The organism is Mucilaginibacter sp. (genome assembly GCF_025359345.1).
GTDB lineage: Bacteria > Bacteroidota > Bacteroidia > Sphingobacteriales > Sphingobacteriaceae > Mucilaginibacter.
The window spans coordinates 141,021-159,844 of sequence record NZ_JANYGQ010000005.1 but is presented as its reverse complement, the minus strand read 5'-3'; the positions used below and the strand labels follow the sequence as shown (position 1 = coordinate 159,844).

The 18,824-nt window shown below is 44.5% G+C and carries 15 protein-coding genes; 9 read left to right on the top strand and 6 right to left on the bottom strand.

Going from position 1 to position 18,824, the window contains the following annotated elements; all coding sequences use genetic code 11:
* Nucleotides 1-252: 252 nt before the first annotated feature.
* The 6 genes from Q0R52_RS02560 (at nt 253) to Q0R52_RS02535 (ending at nt 6,918) form a co-directional block, all read left to right on the top strand.
* A complete protein-coding gene (locus tag Q0R52_RS02560) occupies nt 253-1,053 on the top strand; it encodes an alpha/beta hydrolase-fold protein (RefSeq protein ID WP_295791811.1) in 801 nt (266 codons plus the stop codon).
* Nucleotides 1,054-1,398: 345 nt separating this feature from the next.
* Complete coding sequence (locus tag Q0R52_RS02555) at nt 1,399-1,851, top strand: 3-oxoacyl-ACP synthase (protein ID WP_295791809.1); 453 nt, start codon at nt 1,399-1,401, stop codon at nt 1,849-1,851.
* A gap of 129 nt (nt 1,852-1,980) precedes the next feature.
* The gene (locus Q0R52_RS02550) at nt 1,981-2,385 is read left to right on the top strand and encodes an RNA-binding protein (RefSeq protein ID WP_252793134.1); all 405 of its coding nucleotides are present in this window, start codon (nt 1,981-1,983) and stop codon (nt 2,383-2,385) included.
* 653 nt (nt 2,386-3,038) lie between these two features.
* Nucleotides 3,039-4,235, top strand: a complete 1,197-nt coding sequence (locus Q0R52_RS02545; RefSeq protein ID WP_295791807.1) for a DUF5009 domain-containing protein — start codon at nt 3,039-3,041, stop codon at nt 4,233-4,235.
* 21 nt (nt 4,236-4,256) lie between these two features.
* On the top strand, nt 4,257-4,385 hold the full coding sequence (locus Q0R52_RS02540; protein WP_295791805.1) for a hypothetical protein: 129 nt from the start codon (nt 4,257-4,259) through the stop codon (nt 4,383-4,385).
* 364 nt (nt 4,386-4,749) lie between these two features.
* Nucleotides 4,750-6,918, top strand: coding sequence for a DUF5916 domain-containing protein (locus Q0R52_RS02535; RefSeq protein ID WP_295791803.1), 2,169 nt, complete (start codon nt 4,750-4,752; stop codon nt 6,916-6,918).
* 212 nt (nt 6,919-7,130) lie between these two features.
* Here the strand turns inward: Q0R52_RS02535 and Q0R52_RS02530 are convergent, their stop codons facing one another.
* Nucleotides 7,131-7,982: a ThuA domain-containing protein gene (locus Q0R52_RS02530; RefSeq protein ID WP_295791801.1), complete on the bottom strand. Its 852-nt coding sequence runs from the start codon at nt 7,980-7,982 to the stop codon at nt 7,131-7,133.
* Nucleotides 7,983-8,284: 302 nt separating this feature from the next.
* Here Q0R52_RS02530 and Q0R52_RS02525 point away from each other — a divergent pair, with 302 nt between their 5' ends.
* Nucleotides 8,285-9,265, top strand: coding sequence for a metallophosphoesterase (locus tag Q0R52_RS02525; protein WP_295791799.1), 981 nt, complete (start codon nt 8,285-8,287; stop codon nt 9,263-9,265).
* A 125-nt stretch (nt 9,266-9,390) separates the two neighbouring features.
* Here Q0R52_RS02525 and Q0R52_RS02520 read toward each other — a convergent pair whose 3' ends face one another.
* The 3 genes from Q0R52_RS02520 to Q0R52_RS02510 all read right to left on the bottom strand — a co-directional run bounded on the left by Q0R52_RS02520 (nt 9,391) and on the right by Q0R52_RS02510 (nt 11,169).
* A complete protein-coding gene (locus Q0R52_RS02520; RefSeq protein ID WP_295791796.1) occupies nt 9,391-9,636 on the bottom strand; it encodes a hypothetical protein in 246 nt (81 codons plus the stop codon).
* Nucleotides 9,637-9,831: 195 nt separating this feature from the next.
* Nucleotides 9,832-9,999 carry a hypothetical protein gene (locus tag Q0R52_RS02515; RefSeq protein ID WP_295791793.1) on the bottom strand — a complete coding sequence of 56 codons (168 nt, stop codon included), beginning with the start codon at nt 9,997-9,999 and terminating at the stop codon, nt 9,832-9,834.
* Nucleotides 10,000-10,308: 309 nt separating this feature from the next.
* On the bottom strand, nt 10,309-11,169 hold the full coding sequence (locus Q0R52_RS02510) for an AraC family transcriptional regulator (RefSeq protein ID WP_295791791.1): 861 nt from the start codon (nt 11,167-11,169) through the stop codon (nt 10,309-10,311).
* Between the two features lie 127 nt (nt 11,170-11,296).
* Here Q0R52_RS02510 and Q0R52_RS02505 point away from each other — a divergent pair, with 127 nt between their 5' ends.
* Together Q0R52_RS02505 and Q0R52_RS02500 are read left to right on the top strand one after the other, a co-directional pair.
* Nucleotides 11,297-11,752 (top strand): hypothetical protein, encoded by a 456-nt coding sequence (locus Q0R52_RS02505; RefSeq protein ID WP_295791788.1) that lies wholly within the window; start codon nt 11,297-11,299, stop codon nt 11,750-11,752.
* A gap of 9 nt (nt 11,753-11,761) precedes the next feature.
* Nucleotides 11,762-12,244, top strand: coding sequence for a phytanoyl-CoA dioxygenase family protein (locus Q0R52_RS02500; protein WP_295792005.1), 483 nt, complete (start codon nt 11,762-11,764; stop codon nt 12,242-12,244).
* A 175-nt stretch (nt 12,245-12,419) separates the two neighbouring features.
* Here Q0R52_RS02500 and Q0R52_RS02495 read toward each other — a convergent pair whose 3' ends face one another.
* Both Q0R52_RS02495 and Q0R52_RS02490 read right to left on the bottom strand, forming a co-directional pair.
* Nucleotides 12,420-16,985, bottom strand: coding sequence for a molybdopterin cofactor-binding domain-containing protein (locus Q0R52_RS02495; RefSeq protein WP_295791786.1), 4,566 nt, complete (start codon nt 16,983-16,985; stop codon nt 12,420-12,422).
* A 28-nt stretch (nt 16,986-17,013) separates the two neighbouring features.
* On the bottom strand, nt 17,014-18,486 hold the full coding sequence (locus Q0R52_RS02490; protein ID WP_295791785.1) for a hypothetical protein: 1,473 nt from the start codon (nt 18,484-18,486) through the stop codon (nt 17,014-17,016).
* Nucleotides 18,487-18,824: the final 338 nt, after the last annotated feature.

The window sequence follows — 18,824 nt, the reverse complement described above, 5'->3', positions numbered from 1 at the left end:
TAATGAATAATATCCCCCAGCAAATAGGCTATATCTTCATTTTTTAAACTAAAAATTAACCTTTCTTTTGCGCGTTCGTTTTATGTTGTTGCTTTATTTGGATGCCGCTTAATTGTTTTATTGACAATTGTAGCAAATTGCCTAAACTATACGTTACAGCCTGGAAGCGGAGAATACATCTGCATTAAAAACAACCTTACAGCTCAAAATACAATGGTCATATTTCGTACCAGGCCGGAAACTATTACGCCAATGCCCCGATTTAAAACTTTAGAGATATCGAATCCGGCATACGAAAGTAATAATCTCCGGTTTATAACAGTAAAAACCCCAAACCTAAAAGGCCGGGGTGATATTTGCGTTTACGTTCCACCCGGTACCGGGCCTAATGATACTTTACCCATCGTTATACTTTTACATGGTGTTTATGGCAGTGCCTGGAGCTGGCCTTTAAGTTCAGGCGTTCATATTAATGCCCATGAACTTATCGAAAAAGGTCAGTTGCCGCCTATGATAATAGCCATGCCGTCCGACGGAATGTGGGGCGATGGATCGGCATTTTTACCGATCGATGGTTACAACTTTGAAAAATGGATAGCCGAAGATGTACCTGACGCAATAATTGAAACAATAAGGGGTGCAAATAAGCAATCGCCATTGTTTATTGCAGGATTGTCAATGGGTGGTTTCGGTGCATTGCGTATTGGCGCAAAGTATGGCCATAAATTCAGGGCCATTGCCGGGCACTCATCAATGACCAGCCTGCCGCAAATAAAGTTTTTTGTTGAAGAATCGCTAAAGCATTACGCGCAGGACAATATTACCGACGAAGATGTTTTTGAAACGTTTTTAAAATATCGCAAACAGTTGCCGCCGGTAAGGTTTGATTGCGGCGTCGGCGACTTGCTGATCAATTATAACCGAGCCCTCCACAAAAAAATGGATAATGAAGGCATGCTGCATCAATATGTTGAAAATGCGGGTGGCCACGAGTGGAGTTATTGGGCAGCGCACATCATCCACACCTTAAAGTTTTTTGCCTGTTACCTTTAGTTGCGCGTCAATCACAAATTAACGGTTAGTCTCAAGTCGAAAGTCTTGAGTTCTAAGTCAGAAAAGACAAGAATTCGACCAATGACTTTCGACTAAAGACTGTTGACTTAACAGTAGTTTAAGCGGGTTTTAGCTAAATTATCATAAAAACGTAAGTTTTTTAATTTTAATAAAACACTAAGGCCCTAATTGCGTTATTAGGGTGTATAAATGCATTCTCGCATTTATAATTGTGATAAGGTTTAGGTTGAAAGCCCCCAAGCAGCGAGTGCAAGGGGGCTTTCGTATTTTACAGTCTCTTCTAAACAAAAACGCTATCTTTCCGGCTTTCACTACGTCAAAAAAATGAGCCAACTCAAACAACAACTATATAATCAATGCTTAAGTTATGTACAAAAAAGCATGGAAGCTGCCCAGCTGGCAATTAACGAGGCACAAAAGGCATCAACCGACGATACAAAGAGCAGTGCCGGCGATAAATACGAAACCGGGCGCGAAATGATGCAGCAGGAAACCGACCGCAACATGAAGCAGCTAAATGAAGCAAACAAATTAAAGGTTGCCCTAAACAAAATTAACCCAAACACTGTTTCTGATAAAGCCGACACCGGGAGCGTTGTGATAACTGATAATGGTAATTTTTACATTGCCGTTAGCGCGGGGATATTAATGGTTGATGACGGAAAATATTTTGCTGTTTCGCCCGCATCGCCCATTGGAACAAAGCTTTTAGGGCAAAAAGCAGGGGCAATGTTTAAGTTGAACGACAAAACCTATCAAATAAAACAGGTTATTTAATGTATTTTTAAAATAAGTTGCGTGTATTTGTAAATAGTTGCAGTAAGTATAAAATATCTATTACTATATTTGATGTTAATAAAAGGTGGTGAGCAAAAAGTAGACTCGCCCGTAATAAATTAAATTTTGATGAACATATTCGTAGGAAGTCTTCCTTTCTCATTAGAGGAAGCCGATTTAAAAGAGCTTTTCGAAGCCTATGGTGAAGTTAGCACCGTTAAATTAATTAGTGACAGGGAAACCGGCAGAAGCAAGGGTTTCGGCTTTGTTGAAATGCCAGACGATGAGGCTGCTCAGAAAGCCATCACCGGCTTAAACGGCGCTGATGTTAAAGGCAGGTCAATTGCAGTTAGCCAGGCTGAAGAAAAGAAACGCGACGATCGCAGAGGCGGCGGCGGCGGCGGTTATGGTGGCAACCGCGGTGGCGGTGGTGGCTATGGCGGCGGCGGTGGCAACCGTGGTGGTAGTGGCGGTGGCGGCGGCTACTCAAGGGATAACAACCGTGGCGGTGGCGGCGGTGGTAGCCGTTGGTAATATAAAATACAAGTAAAGGGCCTGCCCGCCAGGGTGCGCCTTTTACTCTCTATCTACCTGTGTAAGCAAACTCACAATTTGCAGTGCTTTTAGTCCTTTAGGTCTTTCAGTGGCTTGCCTTTGGTTTTTGTGTACTAAACCTTGTTAAGTTGGTAATTGTTTAAATTACCGGGATGTATTTCCTATGCTTTTTTGGTGCGGCAGGTCAACGCCTGATTCGGTCAATCTTAAATTGATCGGGGTTGAGGTATTTTCTTAAATTTTTTGTCGTTCAATATTTATTATTGAGGATCCGCACTTGTTTTGCCCTTTGCTTAGCCAGTCCATCAGGCGCCCGCAGGTTTAATCTTACAAGTTAACGCTTTGGCGCATAAACTAATAACAACTGGCTGTTTATTTCCAGATAGTATAATCGCTGTTCACATTTTTTTCTTCCTCACTCAGCGACTTCTCTGCAATATCCGTGGTTAAATAACCTCTAACCTTACATACTACAACTCCTCTACAAAAATCTGCCCATCGCCCATGTTATTAATGTTTTTTAAAAAGATATACCTCCTTATGTAATTATAACAGAAACGATACACGAAAAATAAAATAATAGCCCTTATATTTAAATCAATTTATACAAACCTGGTTAAAAACCCTTTACAATGCTTCAGCCAAAACGCCTCTTATCTATCGACGTGCTCCGGGCAATCAATATGTTTTTCATGATTTTTGTTAACGACCTCAGCGGCGTTAGCCATGTACCCCAATGGATTGACCATGTAAAGGGCTGGGAAGACGGGATGCACTTTGCTGATACCATTTTTCCGCTGTTTTTGTTTATCGCAGGTTTGTCAATTCCGCTGGCAATAGGCCGGCGGCTCGAAAAAGCTAATTTTGGGGAAATTGCTGGCTATATTCTTTTGCGCTCGTTTGCCCTTATAGTGATGGGTTTTTTCCATGTAAATATGGAAGAGTACAGTAGCCAGGCGCTGCTGCCCCATGCCGTATGGGAACTTTTGCTCACCGCCAGCTTCTTTTTAATCTGGCTTGATTACCCCGAAACCATGGCCAAAGCCAAACGCTACGGACTAATGGGCCTTGGCATTGCGATATTGATTATTCTCGGCATTTTATATAAAGGCAATGCCGAAGAAGGAACTGGTACCCGCTGGTTGGAGCCATCATGGTGGGGCATATTGGGCCTTATTGGCTGGGCCTACCTGGTTTGTGCCGGTACATACCTGCTGGTAAAAGGCAACTTCGCCTGGCTGGTTGTTGCATTGGTTGCGCTGGTTATAGTCAATCTTATTTCGCATGGCGATGTGTTCCTGGTTTTCAAGGATAAAATTTACCGGTTGAGCATATGGGTAATTAAGGATGGGTCGTGCGCTGCGCTGATGATGTTTGGGGTGGTAGTATCGTTGCTGTATTCAAAAATAATAGCCAAAGGCAGCTACAAATGGCTATGGCCAACATTTACGGCGCTGGGTGCAGCTTTAATTGTGCTTGGCTTTATTGTGCGCCCTTATACTCATGGCATATCAAAAATTCACTCCACACCCTCATGGATATACCTTTGCACCGGGATAGGGGTATTATTGTTCGAGCTGATTATATTTTTGGTTGATGTTAAAGGCAAACAAGACTGGTTTAAAATTATCAAGCCTGCCGGCACCAGCACGCTAACCTGTTATTTGATACCTTACCTTTTGGTGGGCCTCATGTCGCTGGTTCATTTCAGGTATCCTGAATTTTTAGATGAGGGCACAGGTGGCATTATCCGGTCGTTTGCCATATCATTCATTGTGATATTAATTACCGGGGTGCTGGAGAAGAAAAGGATAAGGCTCAAAATTTAAAACATAATTTACATCGGTTTTATGAAAAACGTAAGGCAATTGGTAAGTGCTAAAGGCAATGCTATGGGCGGGGTGATGTTGCGGGAGTATAATTCAGACCTGGAAGGGGACCTGCCGGATGGGTTAAACCGGGATTTAAAATGGCTATAAAACAAAAAAAGAGGAAGCGGGCGCTCACTCTTTTTTGTAGTAACTGACCTCATTATTCATCATAAAGAACTAATTGGTTAGGACGAAAATAATAATTAATGCAAAGATATAATCTATAGAATTACGAGACTAATTTTTTCGCAACTATTTTTCAAAAATTAACACTTTTTAACTGAAAATAACTAACAATGGTCTATTTACCAACATTTACGGTGTGATTGCACTTATTTTGGACGATTTTGGCCTGTAGTTGTACCAGAATGAACCTGAATATATTCAATTTGTATCAAAAATGATGGAAACAGGGGTAATATCAGGGAAATATATGTATAATCGATTATATAATTACTAAAACCACCATAATTTGAAGCTCTCACTTTTACTCATTTGCTGCCTGTTTAGCCTGCATATTTTAGCTCAAAAGAAGAATAGCAACTACCAATATCATATCCACCGGGTAACCTCGCCGGTTAAAATTGATGGCATTATTGACGAGCAAGTCTGGCAGGACGCCGAGGTTGCCAAAAACTTCAGGATGGTGCTGCCGATGGATACCAGCGTGTCAAAAGTTCCCACCGAAGTACGGATGGCTTACGATGATAAAAACATTTACATTGAAGCCACCTGCTATAAAGCTTTACCCGGCCAAAGTATGGTTGAATCGTTAAAGCGTGACTTCGCTTTTCAGAAGAACGACAACTTTATTTTCTTTATGGATACCTATAACGACCTTACCAATGGCTTTAGCTTTGGTGCAAATGCCGTAGGGGCGGAGTGGGACGGCACCATGTACGAGGGTGGCAAGGTTGATTTAAACTGGACAAATAAATGGGAGTCGGCGGTTAAGGATTACCCTGATAAATACATTTTTGAAGCGTCCATACCTTTTAAATCTATCCGCTATAAAAAGGGGATATCAGAATGGGGTATAAATTTCAGCCGCAATGATTTGAAGACTACCGAAAAATCAAGCTGGACGCCTGTGCCGCGCCAATTTCCTACGGCATCGCTGGCGTATACTGGTACATTGGTATGGGATACACCACCACCCGAAGCAGGGCAGAATATCTCATTGATCCCTTATGTGCTCACAGGTATCAGCAAAGACTATCAAAACCATAAGAATACGGCCGTACATGTTGAAGCAGGCGGCGATGCCAAGATTGCCATATCATCGGCACTGAACCTCGACCTGACTGTGCATCCCGATTTTTCGCAGGTTGATGCGGATAAGCAGGTAACCAACCTGAGCCGTTATGAACTGTTTTACCCCGAAACCCGCCAGTTTTTTTTAGAGAATGGCGACCAGTTCAACAACTTCGGCTACGCGTCTATCCGCCCGTTTTTTTCACGCAGGATAGGTTTAACATCAAACATCATTGCCGGTGCAAGGCTGAGCGGCAAACTCGACCGTAACTGGCGCATTGGTGTTATGGATATGCAAACCAATAGCAATGACGATAACCGCGTGCCTGCCCAAAATTTTACCATGATTGCCCTGCAGCGCAAGGTTTTTGCCCGCTCAAACATTGGCTTTATGCTGGTTAACAAGGAATCGTTCAATTATCCGCCCGGTGCGGCAACAACCGGGGCTAATTCAAAATATAATACCAATTTCGGTATCGAATACAACCTGGCATCGGCCGATAATTTGTTCACAGGCAAGGCGCTGGTATTAAAATCATTCAGTCCCAATAAAAAAGGGCATGATTATACACAGGCGGGCAACCTGCAATTCGCCAATAAGTATTGGACGGTAGGCGGCCAGTACGAGGTAGTTGGCGCTAATTATGATGCGGGTGTTGGTTATGTGCCAAGGCAGGGATACATAAAGTTTAACCCTTACATCAGCCGCCTGTTTTTCCCGAAAGAGGGCATCATCCTAAGTCACGGCCCTACGCTTAACTTAACTGATTATTACGATGGCGGGTTTAAGCCGACTGATAACCGTGCCTTTCTATCGTACCAGGTAACCTTCAGAAGCAAAAGTATACTAACCGCCCTGGTTGAACACGATTATGTACGACTGTTAGCCCCTTACGACCCAACCAACTACACCGGTAACTTTTTACCCATAGGTCAGCAAAGTCACTGGAACAACGCCGAGATCTCCTTCTTTTCGGTGCCCCAAAGCTTGTTTACCTATGATTTTACGCTGGATTATGGCGGCTACTACGACGGCGGGAAGAAATTCAGCCTGGCAAACGATGTGGGTTACCGTTTTCAGCCGTATGTAAATATCCAGATGGCCACCACCTACAACAACCTGCAACTGCCGCAGCCCTGGGGGCAAAAGTCATTCTGGCTGGTTGGCCCAAGGGTTGATGTTACCATGACCAACAAGTTTTACCTCACCGGCTTTTTCCAATATAACGAGCAGGGCAAAAACATCAACATCAACACCCGCCTGCAATGGCGCTACCGCCCGGCCTCCGATTTCTTTATTGTTTATACGGATAACTACCTGCCCAGGCCATTCTTCGTTAAGAATCGGGGATTGGTGTTTAAGTTTACATATTGGTTGAATAACTAGTTGATTAGAGGTTAGTTGATTAGAGATTAGGACTCTACGCGCGTCATTGCGAGGAACGAAGCAACCTCTACATAGGACGATCACGGAACGGTAAGATTGTGTGGAGCATGCGGCCGCTTCCAATCCACAAAGTCGAAGGTTCGTTGGTCTGCATAGTTTAGAGGTTGCTTCGTTCCTCGCAATGACGTGATTTATTATTAATCTCCAATTAACTAATCTCTACCACCCAACCACATCAGCGCATCCAAAATCATCTTCGATTCCATTTCATTGGCAAAGGTGTACGATAAGGTTTTATCGGTATTATTATACTTGTGCTCATAGTCCATATCGTTGTGGCCCATGTTCATGTATATCATGCGGTATTTGGTGTTGGTCCACACTGCGGGGTAAAAGCCGCTGTGCCATATTTCGGATTGTTTTGGGCCTGTACCAAGCGGGAAGCTGGCAGAATCGATAGACGCCAGTATCCTGATGTCGGGGTTTTGGCGCAGGTCGTGTTCCCAGCGGTACCATTCGTTGGGTGCGGTGTGGAAGGTTTTGGGCAGATGTTTGGTTGCGCCGAATTTGTTATCGATATCCATCACCGCCGGTGATGGTCGCCAGATATTGCTCACGTATTGCCCTGAGCCAAGGAACTCGTTGTGGTACCAGTCCCAGTCCTGGTTAAATTTTGATGGGGTGAGCGCAAACGCGGCAAAGTGGAAGCCCATCCAGGCGCCGCCGTTTTTCATGTATTTTTCAAAGGCTTCGCGCTGGGCAGGCACGTCGGGCCGGGTATCTAAAAACAACACCACCTGGTAATCTTTTAAAAACTCCGGGTTAAGGTTGTTCCAGTTTTTGGTAGAGTCGTAAACAAAATTGTATTTGGTTGCCATTTTCGCGAACCATGGGTTAGCCTCGTGCACAAAGCTGATGTGGGCCTTGTCTTCCTGTGCGGTGTAAAAGGCTATCACCTTAAACTTAGGCTTTTTGTTTTGTGCGCTAACTGTTGCAGCTGCTGTTAATAACAGGCATATAAGAAATAAATTGGTGGCTTTGGCTAACCGCGTTAATATCGACATGGTAATTAGTGGTAATTGGTTACGGTAAAATTAAAAACAAAAATGGCCGCTAACGCATGTAGCCCTGTTTAATAACCACCTGTAGAGTGTTTGTAGTGGAGCTGTATGTTTACAGGTGTTAAGTAACTATTAGATAAAGGTGTAGTTAACGTGCGCTTTGGTGGCTATATATGTGCTATTGTTAAGTTTTAATTACTAAAGGATTAAGAATATTTCAGCGCTTTTAAAATCAATATTTAGGCTTTAATTTGCCCGGATTAAATATTATGGCTGATAGCCGGCCAGGTTAATTAAGTTTTGATATGAAACGCAGAGACTTTGTACGTAATACCGCCCTAACCGCTATAGGCGCATCATTAATAACCCCGCTGGCAGCATTTGCAGGCGACAGGGTAACCCATTTTGAAAGCGAAGACCTGACGCTTTTACCGGCAATAAAAGACGACTACGCCCTGCATTTTATGGCGCTTGGCGACTGGGGCCGCAACGGCGAATACGACCAGGTAGCGGTTGCCAAACAAATGGGTTTTTGGGGAGCTGCCCATGCAAATGATTTTGTGGTTTCGGTAGGGGATAACTTTTACCCTAAAGGCGTGGTAAGCGAGTTCGACCCGCTGTGGCATTACTCCTTCGAAAATATTTATACCGCCCATTCCCTGCAATGCGATTGGTACCCCGTGATGGGCAACCATGACTACCACTCAGATGTTGACGCCCAAATCCGTTACAGTAAAATAAGCCGTCGGTGGAACCTCGAGTCGCTTTATTATTCAAAGGAAATTACGCTGAACAAAGGGATGGGAACAGGAAAAGCGCTTTTGGTAATGATTGATACCGACCCTTTTCTGCACGAAGCAAAGGCAGCCCAGGTTGAAACGCAAATGAAATGGCTGCACGAAACCCTGGGCAATGCATCGGCCGATGTGAAATGGAAAATTGTAATCGGCCATCATCCGCATTATACTGTTGGCCCGCGTATCAATAATTCGGATACCCTCACCATGCGCAAGGCACTAACAAAAACATTTGAAGATTATAAGGTTGATGTTTACCTGACCGGTCACGAACATTCGTTACAACACTTAAAGCCGGAAGGCGTTACCCACCTTTTTATTTCGGGGGCGGGTTCTGAGCTAACCCCTGTAACATCCGGTCTACCTTACAGCAAATTCCAGGCTTCAGAACATGGGTTTATGTATTTTTCTATAGATGCAAAACGCTTAAATGTGAAAGCCATTAATTACAAAGGCGATGTTTTATACGAAACAGAGCTGACCAAATAAGTGCCATGATCAATAAGGTAGAATAAATTTTTGATGAGGCCATCCATAAGGGGTGGCTTTATTTTTTAGGAGGAATTTAAACTCCAAAAACCGCGAATTATGTTATAGCAAGGGGTTTATCAACGTTATTGCCTTACCGATTTTATTTTATCGGAGAGTATTTTACCGCCGATAGCCACGCCAACTACAATTAAAAATGCTATATTATTGTTGACTGGGGCACTTGTACCCGTATCGCTATTGTTTGTCGTTTTGTTGCTGGTTTTACTGTCATCAGCGGGGCCACTATGCCCATCGGCTTTCGCAGGCGACTGAAATGTGAACAAGCCAACGGTAAGGCAGGCAAAAAAGAGTTGCTTAATTCTCTTCATATTTTTGTTGTGAATAGGTTATTTTAGTACTATGTGAATTTAAACTCGCGACAAGAAAAATCCGCTAAACGTTGTTCAACGGATGTTGGTAAGCAAATGTTACGGAAAAGTAAAAAACCTGTTAAATAATTTAAACAGGTTTGATTAACCAAATTTACAGTTAATAGTTAATTAGGATAAACTAAGATTTTAGCGTTAAGCTTTTTGAAGCTGCACTTGTTTGCGGTTTTTAACAATTATACTGTAGCCTATTACCGCACTTGCTGCAACCATAAACCACACATTAGGGTTTACAATTAAGCTTGTTGCTACGAACGAAGATGCGGTGAACATGCCCACAGTTAATAGTTTTGTTTTTTTCATGATTGCTAAATGTTTGCCTTGATTTTAACCGGTTTATGTTTTAATCAATTGTTTGCTTAATTGATAATAGTTGTTGCGTTATAAGTATTCTTACACAAAACTTATACCGATTGGCGCAAATAGCATAGTATTGCCCCATTTACTTTAGAAATGCCTTTTTTTGAATGAAATTGAATGGTGGTTAATGTGATTTTCATTATAATTAATTTGGAAAATATTCTCAAAATGAGATTTTAATTCCCCAAAACACGCTATAATTCAGCTGGTTTACATGAGTCAATGCAGATACAAAAGAACCCTAAAAACGAGTTATAATTGTGAAATGCCGGCATAACGGCTGCGCCTGAAATCCGAAGGATTTTCGCCGGTAATTTGCTTAAACAGTTTGTTAAAGTACGAAATGCTGTCGAAACCTATTGCGTAGCAAGTTTCGCTTACGTTGTGGTTTTGCATCAGCAGGTTTTTTGCCCGCTCAACGCGGTATTGGTTTACAAATTCGGTAAACGTCATGTTATTCTGCCTTTTAAAATAGCGGCAAAAGGCGGGTGTGGTTAAGTTTACTTTTTGCGCCACTACGTTAACATCGGGCTTTTTGTGGTAATTGGCATCTATATATTCATAAATGGCGCCCATCCTTATCTTATCTTTTAAAATAAAGTTCTTGCTGGTCAGGTTGTCATTTAACTTCTCAGTTTCGGTTGAGCAGGCCAGCTGTTGGAATATATTAATGAGTTGCAACAGTTGGTCAAGCGAACTTAGACTGCTTAACTCCTTCAGCTTTTGTGCCACGACTTTTTTTGTTTCGCCGCTAAATGCTATTCCATATTCAGCTGCCTTAAATAATTTGCTGATTAGCGAAAACTCGGGTGCGAGGCCAACTGCAGTTCCCAAAAAATCTGTACGCAGTTGTATTACTATCTGGTGGTAATCGCTCCGCAACCGGTAATCAAAATTAAGGTGGGGCAGGTTGCCGCCAATAAATACCAGGTCACTTTGGGTATAGGTTGAAATATGAGTGCCTACATGGCGTATACCCGCATCGGCCTCAACATATACCAGCTCAAACTCTGGGTGATAGTGCCATAAAAAAGTATTGCGCAACCTTGGCGAAAACAGCTTAAATGATTTGCCGGGCTCAAAATCTACTTTTTCCAGCTGTATCTCATTCATGCTATATTGTTGTTATGGCTTTATCAAACTTAATAAAAATGTTAATGCAGAGCAAATTTTGGTTAATGTATAGATCAATCAGCCATAAACAGCACTGTACCTTTGGATTATCAAACCAATTAAAACTATGCAGGTAGAAACAATGAATGCGCACAAGGAGATACCGGGTAACCCTTCAACCGCAAAATCGAGCCAAATAAAATTAAACGACCGCAGCAATGGGGAACCACTCCGGGTATTGAGCGAAGAAGACTGGAAATTTTGGGTTGATAACGGCTACGTGGTAATAAAAAATGCGGTGCCAAAGGAGCAGGCCAAAAGAATGGCCGACTACCTTTGGGAATACGAAGGTAAAAACCCCGATGATATAGAAAGCTGGTACAAACGCCCAAATGTAGAAATGCAGATGAAGGAGTTGAATAACACCGGTATGGTGGAGATATATAATCACCAATATATGTGGGATAACCGCCAGTATCCCAAAGTACATGCTGCTTTTGCCGACGTTTGGGGAACGGAAAAGTTATGGGCGACGATAGACAGGGCGAATCTGAATTTCCCGCTGCGCCCGGGTTTTGAATAAAAAGGGTTTATTCACTGGGATTACGATCCCGAAACTAAGCCACAGAATGTACAGGGCGTACTGGCCCTTGCCGACCAAACCGACGAAAACATGGGTGGTTTTCAATGCATACCCGAGCTATACCGCACCTACGATACCTGGAAATTAACCCAGCCCGAAGACCGCGACCACTACAAGCCCGACACCACAGGTTTTGAAATTGTAAAGGTAAAACTGGAAGCCGGCGACCTGTTGATATTTAACAGCCTGGAACCGCATGGCATACGCCCCAACACCAGCGGCAATAAAGTACGGATTGCACAATATATTGCTATGATGCCGGCGCAGGAAGGCAATGAAGAACTTCGGCAATGGCGCATCAACAGCTGGCAAAGCCGCGACGCCATGGAAGGCTATGCTTTTCCCGGCGACCCGTTGAAAAGGGAAAAACAAAACCCCGTAGCAGAGTTAAGTGAGTTAGGGGAGAAGCTGTTGGGGCTGAGGAAATGGTAAAAGATGAATTTTATTGGCGACTGGCGACGGCTGTCATTCTGGAATTGTCGATGAATGACGTGGGCTAAGGACTTTGAGCAAATGCTAAGTGGTTTACAATCCAGTCAAAACAAAAAAGCCAGGCGAACCTGGCTCATTGTTATATAGATGGTGACAATTAGGGCATGTTTGGTAATTAAAAACTTGCTTCATCAACTTCGCAGGCCGACCGTACTTCCTGCACCGTAGCCGGTGCATCCAGCCGGAACAGACCTGAAAGACCGCGTTCAACCCTTGATGCCCGCACGGCTGCTTTAACAGCAAAGAATGCAGTTACGCCAAGCACCAGTGGCGGCTCCCCGATTTCTTTTGCCGATAAAATGTCATTTGGGCTTTCCGGAACGTCGGCGGCTAAATTCCTCGGGAAAAGGTGGACGTTCAGCTCTAACGGTATGCTGGTTGTTGCAGGTGGTTTGTAGGTCCACGTGTTTAATGTATTCAAGCGTCCTTCGTCAACACCTTCCGGCTCAAACACCAGCTTTTCCGACATCACATAACCCAGCCCCTGGATAAAAGCCCCTTCAACCTGGCCTATGTCGATGGCCGGGTTCATGCTCCAGCCGGCGTCGTACATAATATCGGTGCTTATTATTTTCGATTCCCCGGTTAAAATATCCACTTCGGCCACCGTACAGGCAGCAGAGTAGGTGAACCCGCTGAACGAATCAAAAGCGCCGGGCCTCCCGTTTTTATCACAGGTATAGCCTGGTATGTCGGGCTGCTGGTCAATGGGCTTGTAGGTAAGGTTAGGTACAGGGGTTTCGCCGCCAGATATTGGTATGGATAAGCTGGCTATCAGGTTTACCCGGTTTTGGTAAGCCATGGCAATTAAATTTTGCCAAATAAGCGGGGATCTTGCCTTTTTGCTCGTTGGTTTTGCCTTCCAGCCAAGTACACCGTGGTTCCAAAAATCAATACCCTGGTCTACACACCAGTCGTTGCCTTGAGTTTTTAGCATATCATAGCCAAACTCGGTTATACGGGATCGCATTATTTCGCAAACCCGTTTTACTGCTTCGGCGCTGTAGGTGGTACCGGTTGATGCGCCTGTGCTGGTAGGGTTAGGGATAATACTGGTTTTAGGGCTTTCTACCTCAATCAGCGTCATAGGCACGTTTAAAATGTACGATGCAACTTGCCGTACTGTTGTTAACAGGCCCTGGCCCATTTCAACGCCGCCCTGGTGCACCAGTATACTGCCATCGCCCTGGAATATCGACAGAAACGCACCTGCCTGCTCCAGCATGGTAAGGTTATATCCTGAGCCGTATTTAACAGGCACCATGCTTATGCCGCGTTTACGCCATTTATTTTCGGCGTTAAACCGCGCAACTTCTGCCACTTTAACATCGTAGTTACTTACCTTTTTCAGGTAAGCCCAAACCTCTTTCATATAGCAATAGGTGAGGGGCTGGCCAAAAGGAGTAACATCTCCGCGTACATACAGGTTTTTCTCCCGCACTTCTTCGGCAGTCATACCTACGGAGTATGCGCCATCGTCAATGGCGTTTTCCAGCATTACTTTGCCCTGCACATCACCAAAAGCGCGCATTGCAGTGCTGGGTGCCGTGTTGGTCCGGCAAACATCAATTTGCGCCTGGAAATTTGGGATTTGATAAGCATTGTCCCCACGGGTAATAATGCAATTTGATACAATGAACGAGCAATCATAAAACGCACCGCCATCGCCATACATTTTATTAACAAGCCCCTGTATTATGCCTTTGTTGCCCGGTGTGGTTTCGCCTTTATCAATTGCAATTTGGTATTGTGCATAATAGGCGTGGCGTTTTCCAATCATGCCGGTATCTTGTTCGCGGGTAAGGACCAGCCTAACCGGGCGCTTTAAAGCTTTTGCAGCAACAGCCGCAGCCGCAGCAACAAACCTTGCCGGCTCCGTTTTTCCGCCAAAGCCACCGCCTACGGGTGGTACCTGCACATCAATGCTGTTGTATTGCACGCCCAATACCTGCGCAATTGTGCCATGAATGGTCGATGGACTTTGGGTTGATGCTTTAATAATCATCCTGCCGCCGTCGGCAGGTTCGGCAATGGCTGCCTGGGTTTCCATATAAAAATGTACTTGCCCTCCTGTTGCCTGTGTTGAGCCTACAACCTGGCATACATTGCCATTTACTACCACCGGGTTGTTGGTGATGGTTTTATCCAATGGGTTTTTGTCAATCACCCAGGTTAAATTGCTGCCCGGCCTGGTAATTTGCCAAATGTGGGAGTTAAAGCTGGCCGTTGTTGGGTAGTCAGGAAAAATGCTGTTGTGTTTAATAGCATCGTCAAGGCCTATTACAGGTTTATTCCACCAGTTTTTGGCCGCTTCGGCAATTTTTACAGGCGTGTAGCCCACGCAGTTATTGGTAACATAGTCGGCAATTGTGGCTGCGTTTTGCTCGCTATTTGCGCCAACCAGGGCAATTGACTGCCCCACATATTCGACTTGTTCAGGTGCAAATATCGGCTGGTCTGAGCCCATGCCCTGCATGTTCATGCTACCGTTTTTGAATACCTCGCTGGTAACCAAATCGATAAAGCCCGGGAACTTCTCAGAAAGATGTTTACGCAATTGGTCTGAGGTTACCGGGGCCTTATCGCCGGGTATAGTAAAATGATAATTAGCAAGCGCCCTTTTGCTTTGAACTAAAGACCCGTTTATGGTATTTACCGGTACAGATAATTCGTGGGTATAATGCAGTTGGCCCTGTGCCTGCTCAACGGCAGTAAATTTAACGTACGGTTTGGATAGCGGCGCCCTGAAATTTAAAGGCTCATAGTATTGCAGTCCGTTGCTAACCGGCCAATGGCCCCAGGTAATCTTGCCAACTGAACGGATATTGGGTGGTATAAATGCACCTTGTTCAAGTAGTGCTTTAACTATTGCTTTGTAAAGGAAAGAAGTCGCCAGCTGAACCCTGTAAGATTCTGTAAAGCCCTCATCAGGCAGCCCTTTCATCCGCTTCGCCCAGTGGGCCATTACGGCCTCAACCTCTTCGGTAAGTTTGCGGATTATGGCAGGAACCATATCGAGCGACAATACGCTACCGAGTATCAGTTTTTCGGTTTCAACGGCCCGCCACGGGTATGGCGCTAAACCTCCGAACGTTAAATGAACGGCGGTTACCTTTAATGAACGGCCAAGCTGTATCAAACTGGCCGAGTTTACAATACTGTGCGCATTAACATCGCGAAGGGCAACTTTTTGGGCAAGCACCACATCGTTTTTGTCGCCAAATGGTATCGAATACGAGACCAAAATTATGCGATTGGCAAGTTCCGGCTGTTTAATAACCATAGCTGAAAGCTCATCAACTGTATTGCTTTTGAAGCTACCACTCTCCTCAGGATCGATATAATCAATCACAGTATCGATAGCTGCAAGCGCCGTAAGCATATCCGAAGGAAAAGGGTCACCGGTTCCAGCTGCTATATGCTTTAAAACCAGCATTGTATTACCGCCTATGGAGCCGGCGTTGCGCACAATACGGCCCGCGGTGCGTTTTGCCATAAATTGGGCAGCACCCCAGGGGGTAGTTTCGATATCGCGGCCTGCCGGGATGTTTTCCCGATACTTTGTTATAGCCTTTTCATAAATCGCTATAACATCGCTATAGGTGGTGCCCGAAGAAATCTTAAGGCCTTTTTCAGTTATTAAAGGCGGAGCGTTCAACTCAGGTACCAACCGGATATCGATGATATGCTCGGCATCCAAAAACTCATCTTTGTATATGCCATATCCGGTGTTTGCGTGTACAATGTAATGTTTATTGCCCTTGTGTTTGCTTAAGGCAGCCAACAGGTCGGCGACGCTTGTTGGCGTTGTCCATGTACGGTTGGGTGTTTGGATTGACGCACCGCGCATGTCGCTTTTCGCTGCATTTGGGAACGGGATTACTATCGAGGATGCGGGCAATTGCGATCGGACTGCATCATCTCCCAGGCATTTCATGCGCTCTTCTTCATCCTTTTTTGTCCAGTCGGATGCGAAGGTTTTCATCCCCGTCAAAATAGGACGATAGCCGGTACAGCGGCAAATATTGCCGTCAAAAATGTCCTCAATTTCCTTCTGCGTTGCTTTAGGGTTGTTGGCAATAAACTCCGACATATTCATTACAAAACCAACCGTACAGTACCCGCACTGAGTGCCATTGTTTATGGCCAGGCGGTGAGCGACGGGGTTCATGCCCATGTGCGTTAATTCCGATGGGTGTTCCGGTACGTCTGTTTGCAACAACAGTTTCGGTACCGCGGTGCGCTTTAATGCTTTTTGCACTTCGGCAAGCACCTGCTCACGTTTGTCCTGTGCCTGCTCGAAAGCCTCGACTACAGCTTCCGGCAAGGGCAATTCAGCCGAACCGCCACCCCGGCTTGATGTTTGTGTATGTGTAAGGTATTCGGGGTTGGGGTGCCGGGCAGCACCGGTACCTTCAACCGTTGTAACCACCATACCATCGAGCGATGCCAAAGGGCGAAGGCATGAGTTGATGGCCCGGTGCTCTGCTTTCTTATCCTTGCTGTTCCAATGCGATAGAATAACGGTACAGCCGCCGCAACCGCCCTGCCCGCACGGCTTTTTTGGGCCGGCTAAATGCACATCTGGCGAGCGCAGGTAATCAATCAGCAGGGTGTCGACATTTGGCTCTTTGATAACCACATTTTCACCATTCAGGAAAAATGATATGGAGTTTTGCATAATGTTTTCTTTTTAAAGATTTTTCAAGTTAAAAACCATCCTGTGTTTGGGTTAGTGAATCCACTTTCTGTTTCTTGCCCCGCTTCTTAATCATTTTAACTTGTTTAAATGGTATGCCGCCACGTATGGCCATGTGCTGTATACCGGCGTATTGATGCGAATAGTAGCCGCCCATCAGCGTGTTTTTCCATTGCCAGTAATATTCCAGCGCCAGCGAAACCTGTAATGAAAAGTCGGTTGACGTGGCCTTTTTAGGATCGTAAGCGGTGCCGCATTTGAAGTTGTAATAATATTTTTTCCAAGCGGGCGCATCGGTTTGGGTGAGGTACTTCATGGAGCCATTGGCCAAAGTATCGCCGATAAATGCCTGTGCAGGTACCAGCGCAGCTATCTGTGGAAATTCGCCCGTTGCATGGCACGACATACACGAGGCTGTATTTAAATCAACCGGGCCGTCAAGCCTGCCGCCCCAGCCAAGGTGCTGCGGAGGCAAATCTGCCGATGCATTAATAAAGGTCTCTTTTAGCGTGTCATTAATCATGGTTTTAACAACAGGGTAGGGGTTTATCCAGTTGGTTTTATACCCGGGGTCGTTACCAAACTGAATACCAACAGGTACAAGATTTGCCACCCTGTCTTTCATGGTTTTGCCTTTGTTCAGGTTGCCGTTGTAGCAAAAGTTTCCAAAAATCCACCCGGTACCGTATTTGTCGGCCCTTTTATCCTTAACCATAATATCCATCTGGATAAGGTTCATGGTTTTTATTATGCGGTTGGTGCTGTCTTTAAAAGTTGGGGTTATGTAGGCAAGCCTGGTATATGGGTTTTTAAGATAGGGTACATCGAGCGAATCCAGTTCAGTGTAAAGAAACTTGAATATTACAGTTCCTTCAGGGAAGCCGCCTTTTGGCCCCTGGGTTACAAACGGGTCAGGGTCAGTCGATGTGTTCCACATTTTATATAAAGTGTGACCGGCAAAATCATTGTAAAAACCCAAAGCATATACCTGGCCGGGGTGCTTTTGCTCCGGAGCCAATTGGTAAGGGCTTATAGGCGCTTCTTTGGCAAGCCCACTAAAACCTTCGGATGCAAGCGGGCCGTAGTGTAACCACGGCATATGGTACCAATCGCGCTTTTTGTTATCCTGGGCAACAAAGTCTGCATCAATCATTCCTTCAAAACAATAGTCCCTTGCTGCAAGCAACCAGTCCATCCATTTGCTTTTATCATCAAAAGGCATCTTAAAAAAAGCCGGGATTTTATCTTCGCCGGGCAATTGTTTTGGATAGTCCTGGCTAAGCTTAAATATTTTGTGACCCGGGTATTGTTTAAGAAACTGGGCCACGGGTATCATGGCGCCAAAGTCAGGGAATTCGCCCCTTTCCCTCGATGTTTTTTCGTCACCGTCTGCGGCTGGTGGTTGAGTGTTAGTTGTGCATTTCAATAAGGCGCATATTCCCAAAAGGAATAAAACGACCATCAGAATCCTGGCTTTTTTCATGATTTGTTTAGTGATTTAAGATTAATAGGTACTAGGTTAAGTTTGAGTATATCGGCTGTATTATAACAGCGGTGTTTTGTTCATTTGAAAATTTTTAATGCGTGCTATTCAATTACCTCAATTGCGGTAAAAGAACGGGCAATTACGAAATATTAAGTGGCGTTCGGATAAAAACACCGGCTGAAAAGCAATTATTGGCGAGAATAAAGTGTTGGTTTTTCTTCATTGGTGACAGGTTTTGTTTTAGGTTTTATTAATAAGAAATAAATATAAGTAAAAAACAACAACTGTCAATACCTTGTTGAAAAGTTAAATAAACTTGCAACAAAAAAGGTGAT